The following is a 17,923-nucleotide window of genomic DNA, read 5'->3' on the forward strand; positions in this document are numbered from 1 at the left end:
GCCAGCGTTCGTTCTGAGCCAGGATCAAACTCTCAAGTTTGTGTCACAACCATCAAGGCACACTCCTAAGAGCATCAACCTCAGATGATCGAACTTCGGGAGCCGATACCTGCACATGTAAAACGTATGGTTACGTAAGGACATGTAACAAGCGTCGGCTTGCTTTAAACTGGTACCCGCGGCCCGAAGATCCGCAGGACCAGGCGCCGTCGCCCACATGTCCCTTCATCAAAAACCTACAATGTCAAAGATCCGGAGCCTCTTGCAAAGCTCCCGCCGACGAAAAACCCGGACAAACAGCCTTCCTCGATTTCTATCTCGAGGAGCATGTTGCCCGTCTATGTTGGCGACCTTAGCAAACCGTCTGGTCCGCTGCGGTGAGAGGCCCTCTAAGCGCCCCGTTTGATTCGGTCAAACCCCTTTTTCAAAAAAACGACATGATCACAAAAATCGGCCGTTCTCCGTCGGTTTCAACCGCACCGGACCCGAAGATGGGAACTCGAATGCACTGAATCAAGGGAGAACACCGCCGCAAACCGTCACGGTCGGCCGCCCGTTCGCCGTCAAATCGGGAATCATCGCCCTTTGCTCAACTCGCCAAGCTCAAAAATGCCGGATGATTTGCGAGCCGGCCGATAACGCCAGGACGGGAAGCTCTATGTCGACCGCCAGCCCGCCCAACGCCGTCGAACGGCGCAAGCCGATCCTGCCACTGTACAGTTCGGTCAGTTCCTTGGCGATCGCCAGTCCGAAGCCATACCCGTGAATGGTTTCGTCAAGTCGGCGTCCGGGCAGCAACACGTCCTGCATGGCATGATCGGGAATGCCGGCACCGTCATCCTCAACGACGATGCGCAAATTGCGTCCCTCACCGTTTTCACATGAGACGCGCACGAATGCCTTGGCATGGCGAAAGGCGTTTTCCAGCAGATTCCCCAGAATCTCGCCGAAGTCTTCAGGATCCACCGCCAACTCACATTGCGGGGGAAGGTCATTTTGCGCGCTGACGGATTTTTCGAGATGCAGATTGCCCAAAACCTGCACGAGATCGGTCGCAATCTGCCAGGCATCGCATTTCAGTCGATTACCTCCGCCGATCGCGGCACTCCGCGCACGGCGGAGGTGATGGGCAACACGATTGTCTATCGAGGCCAACAGCTGGCGGGCTTCCACACTTGTGTCGCCATCGTTCGTCATCATGAAAGTCAGCGTGGCGAGTGGTGTCTTGATGCCGTGAGCAAGGTTCGCAAGATGTAGCCGCGCATGGTGCAGGCTGGTCGCGTTTTGCTGAATCAGCGCATTCATTTCCGACACGAGCGGGCGCAACTCACCGGGCTGGTTGTTCGACAGACGATCGAGCGTACCATCCCGGACCTGTGCAAGATCGTCGCGCAGGCGTCTGACCGGCTTGAGGCCGAAATGAAGCTGCAGAAGCGCCGTCAGCGCGAGTATCACCGCCAGCAGTACCAATGCCGAGATCGTGGGTATCAGGGCGTGGCGGATTGGGGCCTTGATTAGCGAATCCGGAGCAATGACGGTGACGATCACGGGTTTGTCAGGCGTCCCGCTTCGGCGCTGGCGCAGATGCACCCTTGTGCCGTCCGCTTTCCAGCCGCGCCCGCTGTAGGCTCCGTGCTCCACCTGAATGGTACCGTCCGCATAGGCAGATTGCGCCGACCGCGGGCCTTCGTGCCAGTGACCGGCAACCGTCCGGACATCCCAGCCCCAGCCGGCGTCCGGCCGATCGTAGTCGGGCAGAAACAGTATTCGGTCGCGATGCAATCGTCCCTCGGGATCGACGGCGCGCTCGATCCCGCCAAGCTGGGCATCCATCTTGTCGTTGAGGCTGGCGGTGATGACGATGTCGAGCACGCCCTTGTTCGCCTGCCACGACACCGTCAGCGCAACCATGCCCGCCACCACGGCAATAACGATCTGTCGGGCATGGATTGAGAGCGGCAGCTTCATGCCCAGAAGCTCATGACGGCGATCCCAGTAACCGATAGCCATAGCCGCGAATGGGCTCGATAACATGGGGCGCGATCTTGCGCCGCAAGCGGCTCATGATCACTTCCAGCGAGCCGGCCTCCGCATCTTCGTCATAACCGTAGACACTGGCCATCAAGTGATTGCGGCTTACGGCCACGCCCTTGCGGGTGATGAGCGCTGTCAACAGCCTGAGTTCGAATGCGGTGAGCTTCAGCGGCTGTCCTTCCATTTCGACACCGCCGGTCAGCCCGTCGTAGGCGAGCGTTCCGCACACGATTCTGGCGCTGTTATGCGAACCGGAGCGGCGGATGAGCGCGCGCAGCCGCAACAGTGCTTCCTCAGGATGGAACGGCTTCACCAGATAGTCGTCCGCCCCCGCCTTGAATCCGGCGATGCGGTCCAGCCAGGTGTCCCGCGCCGTCAGGATGAGGACCGGCAGGTCTCGCTGGTTCTGCCGCCATGCTTGAAGAATGCTCATCCCGTCGAGCGAGGGCAGCCCGAGATCAAGGACGGCAGCGGCGTATTCGTGTGTCAGGCCAAGGTGGAGCGCGTCCTCCCCATCGCTCACCAGATCGATGACGAAGCCCTCCCCCGTCAGGAAACGTTGCAGCTTGTCCGAAAGCTGCGCGTCGTCCTCCACCAGCAACAGGCGCAAAGTCGTCCTCTCCTTCGTCGTGTTCTTGAGCGCCCTGTGCCAAGCGCCGGTACCGGCCAGCTTAGAACTTATCGCTCACCCCGCGACATTCAAATCGTGTTCGGTGCGAGATAATGCCCCCACCCGTTCGTCTTCGGTTTAGGTTGCTGACCTAGGCCCCTCAACGACCGGCCGCGAAGCCGGAAAGAAACAGAAGAAACGCCGAGCCGGCTCGAAGCTGGCAGGTATTTGGAGGGGAAGCAGGGCATGAGTATTTCCAGATATATGCTGCCGGGCACAAGCGCACTGGCGATCGCCGTGGCAGCGTCGCCTGCCTTGGCGCAGGAGCAGGAGCAGGAACCGGCAGCGGCAGCCGAGGCATCCGGCCCGCAGGAAATCATCGTCACCGCCATGAAGCGTTCCTCTACCGCGCTGAAGACGCCGGCAGCGCTCTCCGTGTTGTCGGGCGACGCGTTGAAGGAACAGGGCGTCAACAGCGCCGCGGACCTTCAGAACGTGGTGCCCAACGTCGCCATCTCGACCGGGCGCGACGGGTTGCAAGTGGCGATCCGCGGCGTTTCCTCCACCGATACGTCGAGCAAGGGTTCGCAGGACATCGCCTTCAATATCGACGGCATGTACGTCGGCCGCGGCTATGCCCGCTCAGGCGCATTCTTCGATATCAGCCGCGTCGAAGTGCTGCGCGGACCGCAGGGCACGCTCTATGGCCGCAGTTCGACCGGCGGCGCGGTCAACGTGATCACCAACGCGCCGAAGCTGGGCGAGATGGAGGGCTACGCCCGCCTCGAATACGGCAACTTCGATGCCAAGCGCGGCGAAGCGGCGCTCAATATCCCGCTCAGCGACATTGCTGCCGTGCGCGTATCCGGCACGTTCAACGATCGTGACGGCTATTCGAAGCCGATGGACACCACCATCGACTACAACGGTCAGACGTATACGTTCGACAAGTCGCAGGCGCGTGCCCGCAACGACCAGAAGGATGCGGCGGGCCGCGTCTCGCTGCTGGTTTCGCCCAGCGATGCCCTCGAAGCGCGGCTGACGGCAACCTTCGGGCATCAGGGCGGCGCGGGCAGCACTTATGCGCTGGAAAGCCAGCTTCAGGCGCATAACGACAGGGGCGTCGACGCACTGCGCACTTTGACCAATCCGGTGCCGGCCTACCTCGATGCGAGTTTCCAGATGTACGATGCCAGCATCAGGGCCAAGGCTGGCGGCATCCAGTTCGATCTGCTGGGGTCGTATCAGAACTTCCGCTTCGAACAGCAGGGCACGCAGACCAACGATGTGGCGGCCAACGCCAACTCGAAAGTGGAGCCGACATTCTCCGACACGGCGTTCGGCCCCGCCTTCCAGTTCTATCTTCAGCGCAGCCGCTCGGTAACGAAGCAGTTGGAACTGCGCGCGTCCAACGCCGAACCCGGTTTCATCGATTACGTGGTGGGCGCCAATTACTATCAGGAAAAGAACGACGAAAGCGGCCTGACCTGGAACGCCCAGATCGACGCGCCGCTCGATCAGTCGCAATACTATTATTACGCCGGGCCGGTGAACACGACGACGCAGAAGTCCTATGGCGTATTCGGGCAGGCGACGGTGAACGTTACCGACCGGATCGGCCTGGTGGCCGGCGGCCGCTATACCGAGAACAAGCTGGACCGCGTCGGCACATTCACGCTGCCGTTCAATTTCGACGCCGGCTTCCCGCCGCCGCCCTATCCCGACGATCAGGGCAACGCGATCTGCACCTACCCAAACGACTGCGTGGGCGGGCCGAACAACGGGTCCGAGAAGGACCACAAGTTCACCTGGCGCCTTGGCGCGAACTTCCAGATGACGCCCAGCGATCTGATCTACGCTTCGGTGTCCACCGGGTTCAAGCCGGGCGGCTTCAACGATTACGACCAGAGCACGGGCGGGATCGGCATCTACAAGCCGGCTTATCTCACCGCTTACGAAATCGGCTACAAGGGCCGGCCGCTGGCGGGCCTGACGCTGTCTTCATCGGCGTTCTATTACGATTATTCGGATTATCAGGTGAACAGCATCGCGCTGTTCCCCAATGGCCAGCAGGCGCTGTTCACCGAGACGGTGCCTGTCGAAATCTATGGCTGGGAGAACGAGGCGAGCTATGCCATCGCCCCGCAGACGACGATTTCGGCCACATTCTCGCTGCTGCACAGCCAGTACAAGGACTATGTCGCCGGCGTGAACCGCTTTGTGGGCAACGGGATCGATTTCTCCGGCGATCCGGTGGACCTTGCCCCCAGCGTCTTCGCCACCGCCGCCATAGACCATGCCTTCGACGTGGGCAGCAACGCCAAGCTGAAGCTGCACGCGGCGATCAAGTACAGCGGATCCTACTACCTCAGCGATTTCGGGGACGGGGTGCGCTACAAGCAACCTGACTACACCCGAAGCGACGCGAACGTGACCTACGAGGTCGATGGCGGGCGCTATTCGGTCCAGGTCTTCGTCGAAAACATCGAGAACAAGGTGCAGCGCACCAGCTTCGTCACCGGATCCTACTTCGGCGGCCTTTACGGCGGTGTCGGCAATCATGCGCCGGGGCCGATGCCGGACAACTACCTGGCATTCTACACCACCACGCCGCGTTTCTACGGCGTGCGACTGGCCTACAAGTTCTGATCGCTCCCATGGCCCCGCCGCTCAACCTCCCGAGGGGCGGGGCCACCCCTTCGTGCTTTCGCAAGCAGGATAAGATGCTCAAGCTCAAGTCCATCCACCGGTTCGTGACCGTCTTCTTCGCGCTGCTGCTGCTGTTCCTGGGTGTGACCGGGACGCTGATGCAGGGGCTCGACCTGTACAAGCTGATCGGCAAGGCGCCCGCCAGCGATCTCGACGTGCAGGCGATCCGCGAAAGCTTCGACGGCCCCGGCGATTTCCAGGTCCGCCAAACGCGGGACTATCTGGCCAAGGCGCTGCCCGCGAACTTCGACTATGCCGCCAATCTCACCAAAGGTCTGGCGGACCTACGCACGGCGGCGGGCGATGTGCCGCTGGTCTATGCCGAATTCCGCATGATCGGCGACAGCCCGGTCGCGCGCTTTGGCGAGGGGCGCGGCCATATCACCATCGATCTTGCCAGCGGCCGCATCCTCGACCGCACTTCGGCGGACAAGATCGATCAGGCGCCCGAAGGATCGACGCGCAATTTCTTCAAGCACCTCCACCGCATGACGACCTTCGGCGACTGGGCGCTGGTGCTGAACCTGCTGGCCCCGATCGCGCTGGGCACGCTGATCGTCACCGGCCTGCTGATCTATTTCCGCCTGCTCGGCGCCCGCCGGCGCATGAAGCGGGATGGCCTGTTCTGGAAAGGCGGAGACCAGTGGCGGCAGATCCACCGCTGGACCTCGATCGTCATGGCCGTGCCGCTGATGGTCGTGACGTTCAGCGGCATGTGGCTGGCGATCGAGAGCGCCGGTCTTGCCATCAAGATCCGCGAACTTGGCCCGCAGATGGGCGATCCGCTGCGTCCCGGCGCGCTGACCCCGCTGGACGACAAGCGCCTGCCCGGCATGCTGGTGGTCACACTGGCCGCTGCAGAGCGTGAGATGGCCGGCCATCCGGTAAAGGTCGTGCGCCTGCGCGACTACGCCGGGTATCATCAGGGTGTGGTGGTGACCGGCGGCGAGAACTCGCGCCAGCTGGTCTACAACGCCCAGACCGGCAAGGCGATGGCGCTGACCGAGCCGGGCTACCCCCCGGTGCCCTTCCCGTTCGGATGGCAGGCGCATGAAACCGCCAAATTGCTCCATCGCGGCGACATCGCCGGCATGCCGGGCCGCTGGCTCGATCTGCTGGCGGGTTTCGCGCTCGTCTATTTCTCTCTCTCCGGCCTCGTCATGTACGTCGAACTCTGGCGCAAGCGCGCCAAGGGCGGACGGCGCGGCCTGTTCTGGAAGTGATGCCCATGACCCGACATGCCATTCGCACGCTGCTGCTGTCCGCTCTCATCAGCGGAGCCATCCCTTCGGTTCCAGCCCTCGCCGCACCCGCTCACGCGCAAGCCAGCCATGACGAAGCCTCGCTGATCGCGGCCGAGGACGCCTTCTTCGCGGCGCAGATCAAGCACGACTTCGCGGCGGTGGAGGCCAGTCTTGGCGAGGAACTGGTCTATTGCCACGCGAACGGCCGGCGCGAGACCCGCGCGGACCATATGGCTGCGCTGCGCAATGGCAATCTTGACTATCGCCGCATCGAACCCAGTGACCGGGTGGTCCACGTCTACGGCAATGTCGGCACCAGCCGCGCCAACCTGACCATTCAGGTGGGCGAGCGCGTCCTGCGTTCCAGCGTGCTGGGCGTCTACGTCTGGCGCGATGGCCGCTGGCAGCTCGTCTCGTGGCAGACGACGCCGGTTCCGGATGCCTGACCGCCAGCGGATGTGAATTGAGGATGATCCCCAAGACCATGCGAACGATCGATCTTGCCGCATCGCGGCGTAGCCTGCTGGGCGGACTGGTGGCAGGCGGACTGGCAATGACCGGCGCCGGCCGCGCGCTCGCCGCGGACAGCGCTTCGCCCAGGATGCTCGTCTATTTCGGCATGCACGGAAACCAGATCCACGCAGCCCGTTTCGATAGCCGCCTCGGCAAATTGACGATGATCGGCCCCGTTGCCGACCAGTCCGCACCGACATGGGCCGTGCGCCATCCGAGCGCCGACATGCTCTATTACGTCCGTGAAGACGGCAACGACGGCTCCGACAGCGGCGGCGTGGTCGCCTATAGCATCGACCGCGCAAGCGGCGGCCTGCGCCGCATGGGCGAAACCATCGCGCAAGGGGGCGGCACTACGCATCTCCATCTCGACGCCCCATCTATGACCATCGTCGCCGCCAATTTCGGCGGCAGCACGGTCTCGACGATTCCGATCCGCGCAGACGGCAGCCTCGCGCCCGTCTCGTCCGTACTGGTCGAACACGGGTCCGGGCCGATGAAGCGGCAGAGCTATTCGCATCCGCACGGCGTCGCGATCGACCCCACGGGCAATTTCGCGCTCGTGCCCGATCTGGGTGCGGATCGCATTTTCGTCCATGCGTTCGACCGGAATGCGCGGGCCTTGCGATACGACCGGCCGGACCGCGATCTCCACTATCGCGCCGCGCCGGGTAGCGGACCCCGGCATGTCCTGTTCCATCCGGGTGGTCGCCTGATGTTCGCGCTGACCGAACTGAGCGGCGAATTGCTGACCTTCCGCTGGAACGGCCAGAGCGGCGAACTTACGCTGATCGATGCGCGCTCCACCTCCACGCCCGGGTTTTCGGGAGAGAAGAGCGCCTCCGAACTGGCGATCAGTGCCGACGGCAGCAAACTCTACCTCACCGATCGCGGCGAGAACACGGTCGTCGTCCACGCCATCGATCCCCAGACCGGCAAGTTGACGCTGCTCCAGCGCACCTCCTGCCTCGGCGAATTTCCGTGGCATTTCGCGATCGATCCGTCAGGGTCGTGGATGCTGGTCGCCAACGAGCGCTCGAACCGGGTCGAAGTCTTCGCGATCGACCGTGCGACCGGCCGGGTGACGCCGACACGCGGCGGGATCGACATGACCAAACCCGTCCATGTGCTGTTTGCAGGAGAGATCGCATGAGCAGGTTCACCACGCTGACTCTCTCCGCCATTCCGGCACTGCTCGCTTTTGCGACGCCGGCATGGGCACAGGCCCCGTCGATGACGCCTTGTGCCGCACTGGCCAAAACGCTGACGGTTCCGGCAGCGGACGTTCGCGCCACTGTGGTGGAGCAAGGCAGGCTCGATCTGCCGACTTCCGACTGGGAACGCGCGCCCGGCATGAATATCGCCGGGCTGCCGACCTTGCCGGAAAACGCACAGTTCTGCCGGGTTTCCTTCGTGATGAAGCCCGCGGCAGGCTCTGCCATCCGTACTGAAGTCTGGCTGCCGGCCAAAGGATGGAACGGCAAGTTTCTGGGCCTTGGCAACTTCGGCTGGGGCGGATCGATCCCTTACGGCACGATGCGGACGGGACTTGCCCAGGGCTATGCCGTCGCCGCCAACGACACGGGCCATGACGAGAGCATGGGCCACGGCGGCCGCTTCGCACTTGGCCAACCGGACAAACTGGAAGACTATGCTGGCCGCGCCAACCATCTGATGACCGAACAGGCCAAGCTGCTGGTCCAGCGCTTTTTCGGCCGCGCGGCCAGCCACGCCTATTTCATCGGTTGCTCGCTCGGTGGATTGCAGGCGCTGATCGAGGCGCAGCGCTATCCCGAAGATTACGGCGGCATCATTGCCGGCGCGCCGCCAAACCCGCTGGCCAACTTCAACGCGGCGCAGATGTGGCCGCAATGGCTGCTTGCGCAGGATCCCAAACGCTATATCCCGGCCGAAGGCTATGCGATGGTGACACGCGCGGCGATCGCGGCTTGCGCGGGCCCGGTGGGCAAGGCGCAGGGCTATATCGAGAACCCGGCCGCCTGCGGCTTTCGCCCGCGCCAGCTGCTGTGCAAGCCGGGCGCCTCGGCCGATTGCCTGACCGCGCAGCAAGTCGAATTTCTCGACCTGATCTATCGCGGCCCGGTCGATCCGGCGAATGGGAAGCTGATCTTTCCCGGACCGGCACTGGGTTCCGAAAGCCAGCTGGCGATGTTTGCGGGCGGCAAGGAATTCACCAATGCCGCCGACTTCTTCCGCTATGCCGCGTTCCAGTCGGCCGAATGGTCGCCGCTCAAGATGGACTGGTCGAAAGACGTGGCGGCCGCCGGTGCGGCCACCGGCGGCAAGTTCGAAGTCACGCCCGACCTGAACCCGTTTCTGCGGCGCGGCGGCAAGCTGCTGCTCTACATCGGCTGGAACGACTATCACCACCCCGGCGAGCTGATGGGCTGGCATGATGCCGTATTGGCCAGTGCAAAAGCGGCGGGGATCGATGCACAAGGCGCGCTGCGCCTCTTCGCCCTGCCCGGCATGGACCATTGCCAGGGCGGACCCGGTTGCGACACGTTCGACAAGCTGGGCGTGATGGACGGCTGGGCCAGCGGCGGCGGCGCTCCTGCATCGTTCGTCGCCCGCAAGTTTGCCGATGGCAAACTGATGCGGAGCCAACTGGTTTGCGCCTATCCCCGCGTGGCGCGCTATTCCGGCAGCGGATCGATGGACAGCGAGGGAAACTTTGCCTGCCGCTACCCCGGCGATCCGCAGGACTGACGGAGCCTGTGCCGCTCGACTTTGCGCAAGGGACCACGCCATGTTGCGCGGACTTGGTCACCTATTTGACTGCCCCCACCTATTTGACTGCCCCGACAATGCCGTTCAGATTCGGTTGGGCTGTTTCCATCAGGTTCGGCTCAACAAACGATAGACCCGGCATTCACGGGGCATCAGGAGGGCCGATTGGAGAGGAACACCGGTTCCGGCGCAAGCGCCGAACCCATCGCGGCAAAAGCGTGGACGCCGTCCGCTCCCCCAACTGCCGCCCCCCCAACTGCCAAGACGAAACGCCCGCCGCAAAAGCGCAAGGCCGGGGGCGACGCCATGCGGATGATCCACCGTATCTCCGCCATCCTGTCGGTCGCGATCATGCTGTACATCGGCGTGACCGGCACGTGGATGCAGCTTCTCGACATGCGCGCGATCTATACGCAGGCTGGCCCGCTCGATCCCACCATGCGCTCGATCCGGGAGGGGCTTGGCGGTGAGCCCAATTACGCCGTCAAGCGGACCGAGGATTTCTTCTCAGGCCCCCTTCCCGCCGACCTCGATTACGACGCGGCCATGGGCACCGTGCTCTCCGGCTATCACCGGCAATATCCGACCGGCGAAGTGCGCTACGTCGAACTCGCCCGGCGAGACGGCACTCTGGTCGGCAAAGTCGGCGATGCCGGCGGCGCACTCCATTTCTATGCCCTGGACAGCGGCGATCCGCTGGGCTCGATCACCCGTCTGGAGCCCGATCATCCGCCGCTCAACTTGCGCGAAACGATCAAGCAGTGGCATCGGATGTGGGTGCTGGGGCCCAATGTGGGCACCTTCGTGGATCTTGCCTGCGGCCTGGTGCTCTGGCTGCTGATCGTAACCGGCCTCGTATTCTACTGGCGGCTCTACAAGCTGCGCCGCAAGATCGGGAAGACGCAGCCGTTCTGGAGCGCGGGCGGGCAGATGCGTACCTGGCACCGCGCCATCGCCGTTGCCGCGTCGATCTTCATCGTGATGATGGCCGGCAGCGGCACCCTGATCGCATTCGAAAGTGCCTTCGCCTCGTTCAACTTCCTGCGGCCCGGCCCGGTGCCCGGCATGTCGGTGGCGCAATGGGGCATGAATGGAGACATGTCGAAGCGGCTGGGCGATCGCGAAGTCGAACGGATGACCGAGGCCACGCTGGCTGCCTTTGCAAGCGATCAGCCCGGCGTTGCTCTGCGCCGGGTGCGGGTGCGCCAGTTCGCGAAGATGGCGCAAGGCGTGGTGATCACCGACGAAGCCGAACCGCGCCAACTGGTCTACAACGTCGCCACCGGCAAGCGCGCCAGTCTCTCGGAGCCCGAATACCCGTTCTCCGGCTTTCCCTTCGGCGTGCAAATGCACGAGGACATCAAACGCTTCCACCGCGGCGACCTGCTGGGCATGCCCGGCCGGTGGATGAACCTTCTCTCCGGCTTCGCCTTGCTGTTCCTTTCGGTTTCGGGAATCGTCATGTACCTCGACATGTGGCGCAAGCGCCGCGCCGGGGGCCGGACCGCATTCCTCTGGAAGCGGTAGGGCCGATGCGCGCTTCTGCTATCGGCCCGGCCCCTGGCCTCCTCACCGTGCTGGCGCTCGTACCTGTCGAGGCATTCGCACAGGCGCGCGTACCGGCAGCGGCCGATCCGGCGATGTTTATTCGAAATGCGTTCCGGGCGCAGACCGCCGCAACGCCCGGCAGCGCCCGACGCGGCAGATTTCCTGCATTGTCTTCACGTTGGCGGCTCGGGCGCCTGTCCGCTGAGCGAAAATGCTCTGACCTTTTGATCCCGCATTTTCCGAGCTGTTGACCGTGAACGGTCAACTCGAAAATGCTCTAGCGGGCCCTATCCCTTGTCATGTCAACCTCTCCCGTTATGTTCGCCGCATGGCCCCGGATCGATCGGTTTTCTCGCCGCCTCGATCCTTGTGGTCGTGATTATCGGGTCTACCCAAACCGAACCTGAATCATTGTCCCCTCACGATCGGCGCGGAAGCTGCAAAATCGCGCAAAGTCCGCCCAGTTGTGCGGAGCGCGCCAGTTCCAGACTGCCGCCGTAGAGTTCGGCCAGTTCGCGCACGATGGCGAGGCCGAAGCCAAAGCCCTGGCCCGTCTCGTCCAGCCGAATTCCGGGGGTGAGCGCCACGGGAACGTCGTGCGGGGCGATACCGGGTCCATCGTCCTCCACCGCAACGCGTGCCGTCGTGCCCTGTGCCTCGATCGAGAGCACGACGATCGATCCGGCAAGGCGGCAGGCATTGTCCAGCAGGTTGCCCAGCATTTCATCAAGGTCCTCCGGGTCGACCGGTACTTCGCAGCTTTCCGGTGCCTCCACGCGGACTTCCAGCCCCCGCGCACCGTGAAGGCGGCCCATCGTAAAAGCCAGGTCCCGCCCGACCGGGACGAGATCGGCACGGGCCCGATCGCCCACACCGGCGGCCGCCACCCGCGCGCGCCGCAAGTGATGGACGATGCGCTTGTCGAGCTGGGCGACGAGCGCGCGGCTGGTCATTCCGGCCCCTTCCGTTTCCAGTTCCAGCGCCAGGGTTGCCAGCGGCGCTTTCAATCCATGCGCCAGATTGGCGACATGCAGGCGCGTCTGGCGCAGTTGCTCCCCATTCTGGGCGACCAGCGCGTTGACTTCGCTCACCAGCGGCAGAAGCTCGCGCGGCTGCTCATCCTCGGGCAGCCGGTCGAGGTCGCCGTCCCGCACGCGCGCCACGTCGCGCTGCAAGGTACGCACCGGGCGCAGGCCGAAATGGACCAGAAGCAATGTCGAAGCCGCAAGAAACAGCGCCAGAATCGCAAGCGATCCGATGACGAGGCGCAGGCCTTCGGCTTCCGGCCCAAGGATCAGTTCGTCCGGCGCGGCAATCATGATCGTGGCACGCACTGTGCCGTTCGGCCCGGCTAGATCGACCGGCTTGAGACGAACGTGAAGCGGATGGCCTTCAGGGCTTTTCGCGTGCGCGCTGTAGATCCCGTCCTCGTACTGATTGAGCCCGGGAAACAGCGAAACCTCGCGGATCGGTGTGCCGCCGCCCTCGTCATGACCGGGGGCGGTGAAAGACCAGCCCCAGGCCGTGTGCGGCTTGTAGAGTTCGGGAACGAAGTGCAGTTTTCCGCTCTGCAACGTGCCATCCGGACCGATCGCCCGGCGCAGCATCATCACTTGCGCGTCCAGCATGTCGTTGACGTTCTCGCTGACGACGTGGCTAACCCAGAACTTGAACAGATAACCGCAGGCCGCCAGCGTCAGCAATGCCGACAGCACGGCGATCACGCCGATCCGCGCGTGGAGCGACTGGCGCCCCATCATGCGCCGATTTCTACCAGCCGATAGCCATGGCCGCGCACGGTTTCGATCATCTGCGCGCCGATCTTGCGCCGCAATCGGCCGATGATCACTTCCACCGAATTGGATTCGACATCGTTGTGATACTCGTAGACATGCTCGAACAGCGCCGCGCGAGAGACAACGACGCCTTTGCGCAGGATCAGCGCGCAGAGGATGCGCCATTCGAACGCCGTCAGCTTCAGCGGCTCACCGCCGAGCGTGAAACTGCCCAATTGCGTATCATGCGTCAGCGGTCCGCAGCGCACGACCGTTGACGCATGGCCCGCGGAACGGCGGATCAGCGCGCGAAGACGCAGGACGACTTCGTGCGCGATGAAGGGCTTGGTCAGATAATCGTCGGCACCCGCCTTGAAGCCGGCCACCTTGTCGGTCCAGGTGTCGCGCGCGGTCAGGATCAGCACCGGGAAACCGCGCCCCGCCGCCCGCCATTCCTCCAGCACGCGCAGGCCTTCCATGCCCGGCAGCCCAAGGTCGAGCACGGCGGCGTCATAGCTTTCGGTATCGCCCAGATGCGCGGCGTCTTCGCCGTTTTCGGCCATGTCGACCGCGAAGTTTTCCGCCCGCAACACATCGGCCAGCCGATTGGACAGGGCCAGGTCATCCTCAGCCAGCAGAACGCGCACTGGTCATTCTCCCGATCGTCTTGTTATGCGGCAAAGCCTGCCCGATCGGATCGGGCAGGCGCAAGTGCCTTGCACGTCGCGGGCGATCAGAAGCGCCCCGGTCTGGAAAGCCAGGCATCGACATAATCGAACGCCGTCTTCACCGTATCGCCATATTGGCCCGGCGTTTTCTCACACTCCTTGCAGACCGCGAAGTTGTGCGAGGCGCCTTCGATGAAGGCGATGGACTTGTCGGCACTGGCCGACCGGTCATAGATTTTCTCCGCGGCCATATATTCGTAACTGCCGGTCATCCCCATCGTCAGCAGCGGAACGTGGATGTTCGAGACGTTCGCGGGTGTGAAGGCGTAGCTGGAGCCCCAGTCGATGCCGGTGAGGTCATCGGCGCCGTAGCCGTATTCGGGGGTAGTGCGCACCGCATACGTCGAAAGGAAATTGCGCACCGTCGTCCGCAGCGCACCGCGATCGTAGGAACCGCGCGCCGGAGCGGCTCCGCGGGCGGGGCGCAGCGAATGGACGATCTGGTTCGTTACCGAACCGTCCTTGTGGACCAGCGGATGGGCCGCGCGGGTATGCGCCATCAGGCTTATGTCCTGCGGGAACAGCTTGTTGAAGAAGCCGAGGAAATTGCCGCCCGGCACGGTGAAGGGCTCGTCATCGGTATAGATGCCCTTCCCCGCGTCGATCAGGGCGACGCGTTCCTGCGCCGCCGCGATCAGGCGGTTCATCCGCGCGCCCTGCGCTTGCTGGAACCGGCGGACGAAATCCGCTCCATAGTGCGATCCCTTGGGATCGAAGCCGTTCGCCGGATTGAACAGGTCGAGCGTGGGATCGACCTTCTTCGGATCGTTTTCATCGACAATGGCCGGGTCAAGGCTCAGCAGCACCATGCCCGCCTGTCCCCAATTGGCATCCATCAGCAGCAGCCCGTCCGCGCGCGGCAGACCGGCAAGCGTATCCGGGCATTTCGACAGACGATCCGGCTGCTGGCAGATGGCCGGTCCGTTCTCGGCGATCATCTGGTAGGCGGTCATCACCGTGCCTCCGCCCGAATGGCCCAGCAGCACGACCTTGCGGACGCCCGGCAGAGCCTTCAGATAGGCAACGCCCTTGCCCGCTTCTCGCAGGATTTCATCCAGCATGCCTTCGTCATAGGCTTCCGCCTTGTTGGTCTTGTTGTTGGCGCAAAGCACGCGGTAGCCGCGCTTGGACAGCTCGGTGCAGGGCGTGAACTGCAGGTAATCGCCATTGGCATGCATCACGAACACGGCCGTTGCACTCTTGGGCCCCGGTTTGGCGGGTTCGTAGAGCATCGCAGGCACGCCGGGCTCCAGCGAAACGAAGGTGGTCTTGATCGCCTGCGCTTCGTCAGTACCCGCAAAGCCTGCCAACGCCGCGATCATGGCCGCGCAGGCCCCCAGTTTCTTCCAGTACATCGACTATCCCGTCCATTATCGCGCAATTCACGCCATGTGGCTGCGGACCTATCCCCGCTAGCCAAACCGAAAATGAACATGGGAAAGCAAGATGCGCGTGCCGGGCGTCGAAGCCTCTTCAAGGTAGCCGTTTACGGCCGGCACACGGGCAAATTGGGGGCCAGCATACGCCGTTCGGTTCTGCCGCGATCAGCGCGCCGACATCGAATAGGGCCTTTTTGCCGCGCCCGTACCCCATGCCTTGTCCGGCGCTGCCTGCATCGTGAAACGCAGCGTACCGCCAGCGCGGATTTCCGCATCGGAGATCCAGGCGCGTTCGAGCGGGCGACCGTTCAACTCCACTTTGCCGACATAGGGGTTCGCATCGGAGAGGTTCTCGGCATCCACGGTGAAGGTCTTCCCGTTCGGCAGTACGATCGCCGCGTGGCGCACGAAGGGGCGGCCGATCACATATTGGTTGGAGCCCGGCGTAACCGGGTAGAAACCAAGCCCGGTGAAGACCAGCCAGGCCGACATCTGTCCAAGATCGTCATTGCCCGAAAGTCCGTCCGGCGTCGGCTTGTACTGGCTCTCGACGATCTGCTTCAGCCGTTCCTGCGTGCGCCAGGGGGCGCCGGCGTGGACATAGAGATAGGCAACGTGGTGGCTGGGCTCGTTGCCATGGATATACTGGCCGATCAGCCCCGAAATATCCTCGGCATGGCTGTAGTCCAGCTTCGAATTGTCGAAGTCGAACATCGCATCCAGCCGCGCGACGACCTTGCGATCGCCGCCCAGCATCCGGAAAAGGCCGGCCTGATCCTGCGGCACGAACCAGCTGTATTGCCAGGCGTTGCCTTCGGTATAGTCGGAGCCGTAATTGATCGCCGTGGGATCGAACGGCGTGCGGAACGATCCGTCGCTCTTGCGCGCGCGCAGCCAGCCGCTCTTGGCGTCGAACGAGTTGCGCCAGTATCCGGCCCGCTTGTCGAAACGGGCAGCCAGATCGTTGCGGCCCATCGCCTGTGCCATGCGGGCGATCGTCCAGTCGTCATAGGCGTATTCTACCGTCTTCGAGGCCGCCTCCGGCTCCTTGTCGATCGGCACGTAGCCGCGCGCCATGTACTCGCCCAGACCGCCGTAGGGCGCGTAGTCCGCGCTGGCCACCATCGCGTCGAGCGCCTTGGCCGCGTCGAACCCCCTGAAACCCTTCAGATAGGCATCGGCGATCACCGGCACCGCATGATAGCCGATCATGGTCCAGGTCTCGCGCCCGGCGAACTGCCAGACCGGCAGGATGCCCCATGGGCTATGCTCGCGACTGGCGACCAGCGAGTTGACGATGTCCGACGTGGTGCTTTCGGGCTGGACCAGCGTGAGCAAGGGATGCTCCGCACGGAAGGTGTCCCAGAGCGAGAAGGTGGAGCGGAATGTGAAGCCCTGCGCCATGTGCACCTGATCGTCAGGGCCGCGATAGCGACCGTCCGCGTCGCTCCAGACGCTGGGCGCAAGCAGGCTGTGATAGAGCGCGGTGTAGAGGTTGGTGCGCATCTCCGGCGTGGCATCGATCTTCAGGCGATCCAGCGCTTGCCGCCATTGCCCTTCGGTGCGGCGGCGCACTGTGTCGAAATCGGCCCCTTCGGCATTCAGATTGGCAATCGCCCCCTGCTCGTCCACGCCGGAAAGCGCCACGCGGACCTCCAGCGGCCGATCGAGCGCGCCAAAGTCCAGCCGCGCCTCCAGCGCCTTACCCAGCTTTTCGGCCAGCGCATCGGCGCCACGCCCCGGCAGCGCCTGAGGGGCACGGAAGCCCTTGTAAGCCACATTCTGATCGCGATCGACGAACGCGTGGTCCCTCAGCGGCGCGGAAAAGCGCATGGCGAAGAACAGCTTGCGCCCCGGCGCCCAGCCCCGCGTCTCGCGAAAGCCGGTGATCGTGCCATCTTCATGCAGATGCAGGCCGGACCACAGCACTTTGCCCGGATAGTCGTAAAGGCTGCTGCGCAGGTCCAGCACCAGATGCGCCTCAGCCCCCTTGGGGAACGTGTAGCGGTGGATACCGACGCGGGTGCCGGCGGTCAGTTCGGCGCGCACGCCGCTGTCGGCCAGCGTCACCGCGTAGTATCCGGCGCTGGCGACTTCGCTGTCGTGGGAGAAGCGCTGGCGATAGCCGGAACCCGGCTGGCCGGCGCTGCCCGGATCCAACCGTACTTCATTCGCCGTGCCGATTGCAGGCATGACCAGAACGTCACCCAGGTCCGAGTGCCCGGCGCCCGAAAAGTGGGTATGGCTGAACCCCTGAATGGTGCTGTCGTGATAGCTGTATCCCGCCGCATGGGCATAGCAATCGCGCACCTGGCAGGTCGTGTCCGTATCGGGGGAGAGCTGCACCATGCCGAAGGGTGCGCTGGCACCGGGAAAGGTGTGGCCTTCCGGGCCGGTGCCGATCATCGGATCCACCCAGTGCAGTGGATCATCAGGCAGCGGAGCGCCTTCCGGCGCGGCGGCAAGCGGTTGAACGGCAAGGAAACAGGTTAAGGCGGCGACCGCAGATGACAGCTTCATGGCGGCAGAATAGACAGAGCGCCCCCAACTGTTCAACTGCTGCCCGCAAGCAGATTTCACGTTTGAACAATGCCGGGGGGGGCCGAACCATTTTGTTTCAAACCTCGATCGT

12 protein-coding genes and 1 rRNA gene (1 of these 13 running past the window's edge) are annotated in these 17,923 nt (G+C 63.7%); 6 read left to right on the forward strand and 7 right to left on the reverse strand.

Annotation, left to right across the window (positions count from 1 at the left end):
* The 3 genes from ACZ1JV_RS00690 to ACZ1JV_RS00700 all read right to left on the reverse strand — a co-directional run.
* Window positions 1-40: ribosomal RNA gene (locus ACZ1JV_RS00690) — 16S ribosomal RNA — on the reverse strand; it reaches 1,449 nt to the left of the window's first position.
* Between the two features lie 563 nt (window positions 41-603).
* Window positions 604-1,968 carry a sensor histidine kinase gene (locus tag ACZ1JV_RS00695; protein WP_465149174.1) on the reverse strand — a complete coding sequence of 455 codons (1,365 nt, stop codon included), beginning with the start codon at window positions 1,966-1,968 and terminating at the stop codon, window positions 604-606.
* Window positions 1,969-1,978: 10 nt separating this feature from the next.
* Complete coding sequence (locus ACZ1JV_RS00700) at window positions 1,979-2,644, reverse strand: response regulator transcription factor (RefSeq protein ID WP_465149175.1); 666 nt, start codon at window positions 2,642-2,644, stop codon at window positions 1,979-1,981.
* A 246-nt stretch (window positions 2,645-2,890) separates the two neighbouring features.
* Here ACZ1JV_RS00700 and ACZ1JV_RS00705 point away from each other — a divergent pair, with 246 nt between their 5' ends.
* From ACZ1JV_RS00705 to ACZ1JV_RS00730, 6 genes are all read left to right on the forward strand, one after another.
* Window positions 2,891-5,293 (forward strand): TonB-dependent receptor, encoded by a 2,403-nt coding sequence (locus ACZ1JV_RS00705; RefSeq protein ID WP_465149176.1) that lies wholly within the window; start codon window positions 2,891-2,893, stop codon window positions 5,291-5,293.
* A 74-nt stretch (window positions 5,294-5,367) separates the two neighbouring features.
* Window positions 5,368-6,576 (forward strand): PepSY domain-containing protein, encoded by a 1,209-nt coding sequence (locus tag ACZ1JV_RS00710; protein WP_465149177.1) that lies wholly within the window; start codon window positions 5,368-5,370, stop codon window positions 6,574-6,576.
* Window positions 6,577-6,581: 5 nt separating this feature from the next.
* Entirely contained in the window at window positions 6,582-7,043 is a 462-nt protein-coding gene (locus ACZ1JV_RS00715) for a nuclear transport factor 2 family protein (RefSeq protein WP_465149178.1), read from the forward strand.
* A 23-nt stretch (window positions 7,044-7,066) separates the two neighbouring features.
* Window positions 7,067-8,263 (forward strand): lactonase family protein, encoded by a 1,197-nt coding sequence (locus tag ACZ1JV_RS00720; RefSeq protein ID WP_465149179.1) that lies wholly within the window; start codon window positions 7,067-7,069, stop codon window positions 8,261-8,263.
* Window positions 8,260-9,840, forward strand: coding sequence for a tannase/feruloyl esterase family alpha/beta hydrolase (locus ACZ1JV_RS00725; RefSeq protein WP_465149180.1), 1,581 nt, complete (start codon window positions 8,260-8,262; stop codon window positions 9,838-9,840). Before ACZ1JV_RS00720 ends, ACZ1JV_RS00725 begins: the two co-directional genes overlap by 4 nt.
* Before the next feature lie 327 nt (window positions 9,841-10,167).
* Window positions 10,168-11,388: a PepSY-associated TM helix domain-containing protein gene (locus ACZ1JV_RS00730; RefSeq protein WP_465149181.1), complete on the forward strand. Its 1,221-nt coding sequence runs from the start codon at window positions 10,168-10,170 to the stop codon at window positions 11,386-11,388.
* A 440-nt stretch (window positions 11,389-11,828) separates the two neighbouring features.
* Here the strand turns inward: ACZ1JV_RS00730 and ACZ1JV_RS00735 are convergent, their stop codons facing one another.
* The 4 genes from ACZ1JV_RS00735 to ACZ1JV_RS00750 form a co-directional block, all read right to left on the reverse strand.
* Complete coding sequence (locus ACZ1JV_RS00735) at window positions 11,829-13,169, reverse strand: sensor histidine kinase (RefSeq protein WP_465149182.1); 1,341 nt, start codon at window positions 13,167-13,169, stop codon at window positions 11,829-11,831.
* Window positions 13,166-13,831 (reverse strand): response regulator transcription factor, encoded by a 666-nt coding sequence (locus ACZ1JV_RS00740; protein ID WP_465149183.1) that lies wholly within the window; start codon window positions 13,829-13,831, stop codon window positions 13,166-13,168. Before ACZ1JV_RS00740 ends, ACZ1JV_RS00735 begins: the two co-directional genes overlap by 4 nt.
* A gap of 86 nt (window positions 13,832-13,917) precedes the next feature.
* A complete protein-coding gene (locus ACZ1JV_RS00745; protein WP_465149184.1) occupies window positions 13,918-15,267 on the reverse strand; it encodes an alpha/beta hydrolase family protein in 1,350 nt (449 codons plus the stop codon).
* Between the two features lie 189 nt (window positions 15,268-15,456).
* A complete protein-coding gene (locus ACZ1JV_RS00750; protein ID WP_465149185.1) occupies window positions 15,457-17,811 on the reverse strand; it encodes a GH92 family glycosyl hydrolase in 2,355 nt (784 codons plus the stop codon).
* Window positions 17,812-17,923 lie beyond the last annotated feature (112 nt).

The organism is Novosphingobium sp. BL-S-19, assembly GCF_055521675.1.